Origin of the sequence: Mesorhizobium sp. M0244 (assembly GCF_040321795.1) — a bacterium.
Classification (GTDB): Bacteria; Pseudomonadota; Alphaproteobacteria; order Rhizobiales; family Rhizobiaceae; genus Mesorhizobium.
Genome location: NZ_JAMYSE010000018.1, coordinates 73,996 through 83,159, shown reverse-complemented (window position 1 = coordinate 83,159; position 9,164 = coordinate 73,996). Strand labels below are relative to the sequence as shown.

8 protein-coding genes are annotated in these 9,164 nt (G+C 60.7%); 2 read left to right on the top strand and 6 right to left on the bottom strand.

The features are described from left to right. Both NKJ08_RS14375 and NKJ08_RS14370 read left to right on the top strand, forming a co-directional pair. A partial coding sequence (locus NKJ08_RS14375) for a TIM barrel protein (protein WP_352782009.1) occupies positions 1 to 498 on the top strand: 498 nt, incomplete at its 5' end. Between the two features lie 139 nt (positions 499 to 637). After that, entirely contained in the window at positions 638 to 1,462 is an 825-nt protein-coding gene (locus NKJ08_RS14370; protein ID WP_352779974.1) for a 3-methyl-2-oxobutanoate hydroxymethyltransferase, read from the top strand. 556 nt (positions 1,463 to 2,018) lie between these two features. Here NKJ08_RS14370 and NKJ08_RS14365 read toward each other — a convergent pair. The 6 genes from NKJ08_RS14365 to NKJ08_RS14340 form a co-directional block, all read right to left on the bottom strand. Further along, the gene (locus NKJ08_RS14365) at positions 2,019 to 3,752 is read right to left on the bottom strand and encodes a dihydroxyacetone kinase family protein (RefSeq protein ID WP_352782007.1); all 1,734 of its coding nucleotides are present in this window, start codon (positions 3,750 to 3,752) and stop codon (positions 2,019 to 2,021) included. Continuing rightward, a complete protein-coding gene (locus tag NKJ08_RS14360; RefSeq protein WP_352530659.1) occupies positions 3,749 to 4,708 on the bottom strand; it encodes a sugar phosphate isomerase/epimerase family protein in 960 nt (319 codons plus the stop codon). The genes NKJ08_RS14365 and NKJ08_RS14360 overlap by 4 nt, the downstream gene beginning before the upstream one ends. 52 nt (positions 4,709 to 4,760) lie before the next feature. Next, complete coding sequence (locus tag NKJ08_RS14355; RefSeq protein WP_352530647.1) at positions 4,761 to 6,299, bottom strand: tripartite tricarboxylate transporter permease; 1,539 nt, start codon at positions 6,297 to 6,299, stop codon at positions 4,761 to 4,763. Between the two features lie 36 nt (positions 6,300 to 6,335). After that, positions 6,336 to 6,836, bottom strand: a complete 501-nt coding sequence (locus NKJ08_RS14350) for a tripartite tricarboxylate transporter TctB family protein (RefSeq protein WP_352530645.1) — start codon at positions 6,834 to 6,836, stop codon at positions 6,336 to 6,338. A gap of 62 nt (positions 6,837 to 6,898) precedes the next feature. Then, the gene (locus tag NKJ08_RS14345; protein ID WP_352530643.1) at positions 6,899 to 7,891 is read right to left on the bottom strand and encodes a Bug family tripartite tricarboxylate transporter substrate binding protein; all 993 of its coding nucleotides are present in this window, start codon (positions 7,889 to 7,891) and stop codon (positions 6,899 to 6,901) included. A gap of 70 nt (positions 7,892 to 7,961) precedes the next feature. Further along, positions 7,962 to 8,999, bottom strand: coding sequence for a 4-hydroxythreonine-4-phosphate dehydrogenase PdxA (locus NKJ08_RS14340; RefSeq protein ID WP_352530657.1), 1,038 nt, complete (start codon positions 8,997 to 8,999; stop codon positions 7,962 to 7,964). Positions 9,000 to 9,164 lie beyond the last annotated feature (165 nt).

The following is a 9,164-nucleotide window of genomic DNA, read 5'->3' as shown; positions in this document are numbered from 1 at the left end:
CTGCACGGCACCGGTCTCGGCGAAGGCGGTATTCCTATTGTGAAGTCCGAAGTCGAGACCGGCCCCATGTGGCTGAAGGCGCGGGACACCTTGAATTGTATCTGCGACATGGCCGAGGCCGAAGATGTCGTCTTCACGCTTGAAAACCTGAACCTGCTTGACCACCCGGGCTGCCCCTTCGGCTCGACGGCAGCGGTGCTGGCATTGGTGTCATCGATCAATAGACCCCAACTGCGGATCAACCTCGACCTTTATCACACTCAGATCGGCGAAGGCGATATCGTGCGCTGGTGCGAGAAGTGCCTGCCCTTCATCGGCGAGGTGCAGGTGGCCGATAATCCGGGTCGTTGCGAGCCGGGAACAGGCGAGATGAACTGGCCCAACATCGCGAGAGCTCTGTTCGACATGGGGTATCGCGGGCCGGTGGGTCTGGAAGCCTTTGCCCAAAACGATCCTGAGGCAGCGCTGGTCGCTTTCCGGCGGGCTTTTACGCTGTGAGCCATGCGGGGATGCTCATCGGCGCGACGCGGGGCGGGCGTCATGATCAAGGGCGGCAAGCTGTCCGACCATGCTTTCCGATCCGAGCGCCGCTCGCAGATTCCTTTCAAGTTCACCTGACCTGCAGTGGAGGCTGATTATGGGCATGTATCACAACCGTCCTCATGTCGAGGATATCCGAAAGATGAAGAGGAATGGACAGAAGATCTCCATGCTCTTCGTCAGCACGCCCGACGAGGCAGCCGCCGCTGCCGCGGCAGGCATTCACATGCTCTCCATCGAGGGCCGATACTTTGACCAGGAAATGCGACAGGCAGCCGGCGACTGTTTCGTTCAGGTCGGTCTGCCTTACGGCGGCTGGGGCAGCTTTGCTGGCCGTCCGCTCGCTACGGCAGAAGACTATCTGCGTGCGGCTTTCCACTTTGCTGGCATTGGTGGCGACGCCTTCTACTGCTCCGCGTCCTACGACATCCAGAAGGCGCTCTGCGACAACCACCTCCCTGTCGTCGGGCATATCGGCCTGATCCCTTCGTACATCACCTGGACGGGTTGGCGCGCAGTCGGAAAGAGCGCGGAAGAAGCGATCCGCCTCTGGCGGCACACCCAGAAACTCGAGGAGATCGGTGTCTTCGGGGCGGAACTGGAAGTCGTGCCCGACCGGGTGGCGAAATTCCTGACCGAAAACTCGTCGCTGGTCATGCTTGGCATGGGCGCCGGCAAGTATGCGGATGCGCAATACCTCTTCACAGAGGATGTCTGCGGCTATGCCAAGAACCATAAGCCGCGGCACGGAAAGGTTTACCGAAACCTCGGCCCTGAGCTGCAGAAGATCCAGGACGAGCGCGTGGCGGCTTTCAGGGAATACAAAGCCGACGTCGATTCCGGCCGGTACCCCGGTTACGAGCACACAGTTCCGATTGGGGACGCTGACTTCGACAGCTTCATGCGAGCAGCCAAAGGGTGACACCCATGCGTGCGGGGCTATCCGATTGCTCAGGAGCGAGTGTTAGGCAAGTCGAAGTCCGCAACACGAAGGCGCCAACGCTCGCTGAACTCAAAATGCTGATTGCCAAGAGGGAGCTCATCCTTCCGGCGAAGTTGGAAACTGTCGCTCGCGTGATGTTTGCAGAGCCGGACTACGTTGCCTTCGAAAATTCTGCCTCGATCGCTCGCCGGTGCAACGTGTCAACGACAACCTTATCTCGCCTCGCTCCGCGCCTTGGCTTCAGGTCTTTTAAAGAAATGCAGAACTGCTTCCGAAATCACATCCTTGATCGAAAGGCCCAGCGCAAGCCGAGCTGATAACTCGGCTACATCGATCACTGAGAAGTCAGATCCGCGCCTTGAGCAAGCCCGCGGCCCAAAGTTCAGCTTTCTAGCCCGGCGTCCCCACAAGCTGAATTTTCCGCTTACGGCCCACAAACGCGACGGGTCAAGCGGCCTTCGGAAGGACGGCACGATAGCGGCCGTAACCCGCCTTCACGAGCAGTCTCTCGCCTCGGTGACCGCGCCCGGTGTCGTCAAATCTGCACTCCCCCTGGTCCGAAAGCGCCCTGCAGAAACGCCGCAGCGGTTCGTGCGCACATGGCCAGTGACACCGCACCTGCATCGGGGTGGCCGATGCTCCGTTCCGCCAGCGGGCGTGCGCGACCGAGCTTCGGGGCGAGCGACGATGTCGCATCAGCCGCCAGCGTCGCCGCGTTGGCAGCATGGCCCCAGGCATCCGCCAACGACTTTCCGGATGCGACACTGCTTTCCAGCGTCTCCACGAACGGCACGAGGGCGTCGACCAAAGTCTTGTCACCGATGTTCGCACCTCCTAACCGCGTCACGCCGTCTAGCGCGAGCCGCGCTCCTAGGACGACTGCCTCCGTCGTCACAGCTTCATCGTCGCTGAAGCTGCTACTCCACGACCGGAGCAGCAAGCCCCAGATCGCCCCGGACGTTCCCCCTGCCCTGTCGGCCCAGCCATCGCCGGCCGCGGCTAGTACACTCGAGGCCCCGGCACCGGCTGCCCCCCCCACCGAAGCGGCGGCCGCCGCCGCGGCCGACCCGCGGCTAATTCCTTGCCCATGATCCCCGTCGCCGGCTACGGCGTCGATACGGCCGAGTTGCTCCTCGGCGGTGTTCAGCATCGCGGAGACCCGCTGCATCATTTTGGCAATACAGGCGCCGCTCACCTTGGACGCTTCGGAGGCCGGCCCGTAAATCGGTTGTCCTTCCGCACCATTTGGGACATCCGTGGCAGGCCTAACGGCGATCACCGCGCCTTTGCGCAGGACGGGCGCATCGCTCGGCGCGCGCCAATAGATCTCCAATTCGTCATCGAGCCACAACAAAGTCAGCGAACACCCCTGCATGTCCAAGCTGGTGACGAATTCACCGGCTTCGGGTTCGACCGCCTCGAGCCCTTCTGCCTTGAGTTCCGAAGCAATTGCCTGCCACAGCACGAAGAGTTCCTCGTACTTCGTCGAGCCGAGTCCGTTGAGCAGGGCGGCCACCCTTTTCGCTCCGGCCGGACGCTCGGAGACGAGCGTGCCGACGAGAAGTTTTGCGAGATCGGAGGCTGACGTTATGTCTTCCTCGCGAATTCCGGGTTCACCGTGAATACCCAGACCCAACGCCATCTTTCCGCCAGGAACGGTAAACAGCGGAGTAGCGGCGCCCGGTAGCGTGCATCCTTTGTAGGCCACACCGAAAGACACCGTGCGGTCGTTGGCGTGGCGGGCGATGCGCTCGACCTCGTCGATCGCCAGGCCCGATTCCGCTGCCGCACCCGCTATCTTGAACACGATGACAGTGCCGGCAATGCCGCGCCGCCTGGCAGAGGCATTCGCGGGCGCACTGGCGATGTCGTCCGTCACCGGCAGGATCCGGACATCGATGCCCTCTGCTCGCAAACGCTCCGCCGCTACGCCGAAATTCAGCACGTCGCCGGCGTAATTGCCGAAGCCGAGCAGAATTCCACCGCCTCGGTCTGCAAGCCGGCATACGCGCGCTACGGCGGCGGTCGACGGCGAGGCGAAGACATCGCCGGCAACCGCAGCATCTGCCAGGCCTGGGCCAACGTAACCCGCGAACGCGGGATAGTGCCCCGAGCCGCCTCCGACAACGAGGGAGACCTTGCCTTTCGGCACTTCGGTCGAACGCACCACACCGCCCTTGACCAAGCGAACATGCTGACCGTGGATCGCACAAAAGCCTGCCAGAGCTGCCGAAGCGAAATCTTCTGGAGCGTCGTAAATGGTGGTCATCGCGCAGTCTCCCCATTGCTTGGTACTGTCTTAGGGAGAATGCGCCTCAGATAGTCGCGGTTGGCGGCGCTGACAGACAAACCGTCGCCGCCATAGTGCTCGCAAAGGAAGGGGCTGGCAAAACCGTGGTCAAGCGCAAGGCCTATGGCGACGCGATAGTTGACGATACCCGTCTCAAGTGGGGCCGGATGCGTGATGATCGCGCCGGAAATAGGATCTTCAACGCGGGTATAATTCTTCACGTGCCAGTATTTGGCATATGGCGCGACTTTGTCGATCATCTCCAGCCAGTGCTCGACCGGCCTGTGCAGGCGAATGAGGTTGCCGACATCTGCGTTGATGCCCACATTCGACAGACCTACATCGGTGACGAAGCGAACGGAGCTTTCGGCCGTTCCGAGATAGGTGTCCTCATACATTTCGAGCGACAATTCGATGCCGAGCTCCTCCGCGTGGCGGCCGAGTTCGCGGATGCGCGCCACGGCTTTCCTCCATACCTGCGGATCGTCGGGATTCCTGACGCCATCCACCGTCCAGAACCACAGCGCCGCCTTCTGGGCATCGGTCAACGGCCCGAATAGACCGAACGACACGCAGCCGGCGCCGATCCGTGCCGCAGTCTCGATCACGCGATGGCCATAGGCGAGATGCGCATCGCCACGTTCCGGGTCGATGACGCTTCGCCGCGAGGTCGAGATCGCGGGAATCGCGAGATTGAGCGAACCTGCCAGTTTCACGAAATCATCCAGCCGTGCGGCCGAGAGATCGGCTAGCCTTAGCCAGCTGTCGGTCGGGTCGAGTTCAGTGAAGCCGGTATCCACCACATCGGCAAGCGTGGCTCCCCACTCTTCGACACTCTGATCCTGGACGGAACGGCCGTCGCGCAAGACACTCGGATACTGGATCATGGCTGCGGCTATCGGCCAATTGTGTCTGTTCCACTTTCTCAGCGGCATACTCACGGGAACCTCCATTCATGGCGGAAAAGGCGGGGACTGTCGGAGGAGTTCAGAGCGGATTTTCGTTCGGGCCCTGTCGCAAGTCCGGCCTCGTCATTCGTCTGCGTGAGATTCCCAGTATCCACATCAGCAAGGGGGATAAGAGAAGAAGGCAGCCGATCGCCATCAGCGTGGATACGAGACCATTCGACCAGAAGATGCTTAGCTTTCCAGAAGATAACAGCATCGACTGGCGAAACGCGTCTTCTGCCTTATCCCCCAGCACCATAGCCAGAACCAGCGGAGCGAGCGGATAATCGAGTTTCTTGAAGATGTAGCCGAGCAGGCCAAACAAAACGACCATCCAGACGTCAGTGAGAGAATTGCTTACCTGGTAAGCGCCGCTGAAGATGACCGCCACGATCACCGGACCGATGATGGTAAACGGCACGCGCAGGATCGAGGCGTAAAGAGGCACGGTAGCGATCACCAATATGACCGCGACGATATTGCCGAGATACATACTTGCAATCAGACCCCAGACGAAGTCCGGACGTTCGACGAACAGCATCGGACCAGGGGTGAGACCCCAGATCATCAGGCCGCCCATCATGACCGCCGCCGTGGCAGAGCCTGGCACACCCAGGGCCAGCATCGGCAGTAGCGCCGACGTTCCCGCCGAATGGTCCGCGGTCTCCGGCGCGACGATGCCGCGCGGGTCGCCCTTGCCGAAGTTCGACTTGTCACGTGCCGAACGGCTGGCCAGGCCATAGCTCATGAAGGAGGCGGCGGTCGGACCTGCCGGCGTGATGCCCATCAGGATGCCGATGAAAATCGAGCGCAGAACCGTGAACCAATACCGCGGCAGTTCGAGCAGCGTACGGCCGACCTCTGAAATCCGGACACGAGCCTTGATGCCTTCGAAGCGCAGCCCCTCCTCAGTGGTCAAGAGGAGTTCGCCGATGCCGAACAGCCCCATCACCGCGATCAGGAAGCTGATACCCTTGATCAGCTCGGGAATGTCGAAGGTCAGGCGAAGGTTGCCTGATATCGTGTCCATGCCCACCGAAGCGAGCGCAAAACCCAGCATCATCGATACCAGCGTCTTGGACGGCGCGCTGGAGCCCATCGAGATGAAACTGGCGAAGGCGAGAAAATAGACCGCGAAATATTCGGGCGACGAGAACCGCAGAGCAAAATTCGCAACCCATCCCGAAAGCAACGTGATCATCACGACGCCTGCGAGCGCGCCGATGCCGGCGGAGACAAATGCAAGTGTCAGCGCGCGGCTGGCCTGGCCGGCCTTCGCCATCGGGTAACCGTCAAAAGTCGTGGCCACCGACGAGGGTTCGCCCGGTATGTTGAACAGGATTGAGGTCGTCGACCCCCCGAATAGAGCGCCCCAGTACATGCAGGACAGCAGGATGATTCCCGAGATCGGGTCCATCGAGAACGTCAACGGCAGCAGGAGCGATACGCCATTCGGAGCACCAAGCCCTGGCAGCACTCCCACCAGGATGCCCAGCGTGACGCCGACCATCATCAGCAGCACGTGCTGAAAGGTCAGGATATGGCCGAAGCCTTCAAAGAGCAGGCCGATGTTGCCCATTGCTGTTCCTCCCCAGGATGCTTGCTGGACCGCGGATCAATAGATACCGAACCACGCCTCGACTGGCCCTTTGAGTAGAGGAACCTTGAAGCCCACCTCGAAGACGACGAAGAAAACCGCGGCCACCGCCAGCCCCGACGGCAGAGCAATCCACCATTTGTATTTGCCCTGGAAATGCATCGCGAACGTTATGTACAGAGCAGTTCCGACATAGAGACCAAGAAAACTGGAGACTGCTGCGTAAGCGACGAGCGGCAGCAGAAAGGACGAAACCGATTTGATGCGTCGCGCATCCAGAAAGATCACCCCAAGCTTTCGATGCCGTGTCACCGCCAGCAAGATGTTCATGACACTGCCGAAGACAATCAGAAGGCCGACATAGAAGGGGAAATAGCCGGCATCTGGCCCCATTTCGGTCCAGCCGGTACCTGCCTCGGTTGAGCCGTAACACACTGCCACGCCTAACGCGGCTGTCACTGCTGCAACCACGATCTCCATTGCAAAGCGGGAGATGCCTCTCGTACCGTCGCTGCTCATGACCGATCTCCCGGTAAGGGGCGAGCGCCCGAAAGGGCGCCCGCGCGTGACTTCGAAAGATATCAGTTGGCGAGCCAACCCTCACGCTTCAGGATTTCGCTCACCGAAGCTTCATCCGACTTTATGAAATCGGCGAACTGCGCGCCGCTCATGTAGTCGGCAGACTGCGAGGTGTCGGCGAGATACTTCGCCCATTCGGGCGTCTCGGAGACTTTCTTCAGGACATTCGCGTAGAAGTCGACGACATCCTGATCTACGCCGGCGGGCAGCCACACGGTGCGAGGCATGTTGTAGTCCGCGATCGGAATGCCGGAGTCCTTGCATGTCGGAATATCGGCCCAGCTCGCGTCACCTGCGACCTTGGCATCGTTCTTCAGCCTTTGTGACTTGAAGACGCAGACGGGTTTCACCATGCCCGCCTGCCACTGGCCGAGATTTTCGCTCGGATTGTTGACATTGGCCGCAACATGCCCGCCCGCGAGTTGGACCGCAGCTTCGCCGCCACTCTTGTACGGAACGTAGCCGAGATTGGCACCAGTCGCCTCGTTGATCATGATAGTCAGGATCTGATCGGTATCCTTGGACTGGCTGCCGGCGACCTTGAATTCGCCCCCTGCTTCCTTCGCCTTTGCGACGAAATCGGCCGCCGTCTTGTAGTCCGCCTTGCCGTTGACCCAGAGAATAAACTCATCGGCGGCAAGTGCAGCCACCGGCGTCAGGTCGGCCGAAGCGTACGGCACTTTTGCACGGATCGGCAGCAGATAGGCATTGTTGGTGCCGAAGGCGAGCTTGAAATTATCGCCCTTGGCCGTCGCCGTATAGACAAAGCCCTCGGCGCCGCCGGCACTGCCTTTGTTGGTGACAATCACCGGCGCTTTCATCAAATTGTACTTGCCAATGATCGACTGGATCGTTCTGGCGAAAATGTCGGTGCCGCCGCCAGCTCCGGCCGTGACGACGAACTCGACTGGCCTGTCTGGATCGAATGCCAGCGCCGGAGTGGCCGCCCCCAGGACCGCCGCCAAGATTGTTGTAATGGATACTGAAGTTCTCATGGATACTCCTCCCTTTGAAAAAACCCGACGCGGAGACCTCCTGAAACGCCGGCATGCGTGCAGTCTAAGATTAGGCTGCCGCGGACAGGCCAGCGCTTCGCCGCGCCATGCGGGCGGCGAGCAGGACTGCCTCGCGGCTGGCGCCAACGTCGGCGATACCCTTGCCAGCGATGTCGTAGGCCGTGCCGTGCGCGGGCGTGCACAGCGGAAAAGGCAGCCCACCCATCATGGTGACGCCCTTGTCGAAGCCCATCAGCTTCATCGCGATCTGGCCCTGGTCGTGATACATGGTCAGCACAGCCTGGAAGCCTCCTTTCAGCGCCCGCAGGAAGACGGTATCGGCCGGGAATGGACCTTCTACATTCAACCCCAGCGCCTTCGCCTTTGCCACGGCCGGTTCTATGATTTCGATCTCTTCCATGCCGAAGCTGCCGCCGTCGCCAGCGTGCGGGTTGAGCCCGGCGACCGCGATGCGCGGATTGTCATAGCCAGCATCCCTGAGGCATCCGTATGTCAGTTGCAGTTCGGCCAGGATGAGATCGACCGATAGACTGGACGAAACTTCGGCAAGCGGGATGTGGGAGGTAACGCGCGCGTTCCAGACCTTGTCCAGGACGTTGAACTCGCGGACCTTGCCGGTGAAGCCGATCACATCGGCAACGAAGCGGATCTCGTCATCGTAGCCTGGATAGGCAAATCGCATCGCCTTCTTGTTGAAGGGCGTGAAGCAGACGCCATTTACCCTTCCGGCATTTGCCAGTTCCAGGGCCGTGCGGAAGTTACGGGTCGCGAATGTTCCTCCGACCAGCGTCGCCTCGCCCCGCTCCACGTCGCTCGGATCAAGATGACGTAGATCGACAAAGGTGTGTCGGCCGGAATCCGTCCCTTCCAGTCCCTCTAGCGGCACTGTTTTGATATCGACTGTCACGCCGGCAACGCGAGCGCCTTCGTCCAGAACGCGGCGGTCGCCGATCACGACGAGTTTCGCCGCTTCAAGGATTTCAGGCAGAGCAACGAGCCGCGCCGTGAGTTCAGCACTTACTCCGGCTGGGTCGCCCATCGCGAGTGCCAGCACCGGACGCGAGTCAGCCTCAACCGCAGCAACCATCATTTCCTCTCCGTTTCACCCTGCATACATGGCGCAGCAGTCTGCATCAAGTCTTTTGTATGCTGTATGCAGCCTTTTTAATTTCTTGACGCCATCTTCGGGAGACTCCATGCTGCGGCGACAAAAGAATCGACGCGTGGACTGCTTTGAGTCTTCCGATTGGGG

Excerpts from the sequence above, each read along its gene's own strand:
- NKJ08_RS14370 (WP_352779974.1), top strand. The coding sequence starts at position 638 with ATGGGCATGTATCACAACCGTCCTCATGTCGAGGATATCCGAAAGATG.
- NKJ08_RS14365 (WP_352782007.1), bottom strand. The coding sequence starts at position 3,752 with ATGACCACCATTTACGACGCTCCAGAAGATTTCGCTTCGGCAGCTCTG.
- NKJ08_RS14360 (WP_352530659.1), bottom strand. The coding sequence starts at position 4,708 with ATGCCGCTGAGAAAGTGGAACAGACACAATTGGCCGATAGCCGCAGCC.
- NKJ08_RS14355 (WP_352530647.1), bottom strand. The coding sequence starts at position 6,299 with ATGGGCAACATCGGCCTGCTCTTTGAAGGCTTCGGCCATATCCTGACC.
- NKJ08_RS14350 (WP_352530645.1), bottom strand. The coding sequence starts at position 6,836 with ATGAGCAGCGACGGTACGAGAGGCATCTCCCGCTTTGCAATGGAGATC.
- NKJ08_RS14345 (WP_352530643.1), bottom strand. The coding sequence starts at position 7,891 with ATGAGAACTTCAGTATCCATTACAACAATCTTGGCGGCGGTCCTGGGG.
- NKJ08_RS14340 (WP_352530657.1), bottom strand. The coding sequence starts at position 8,999 with ATGGTTGCTGCGGTTGAGGCTGACTCGCGTCCGGTGCTGGCACTCGCG.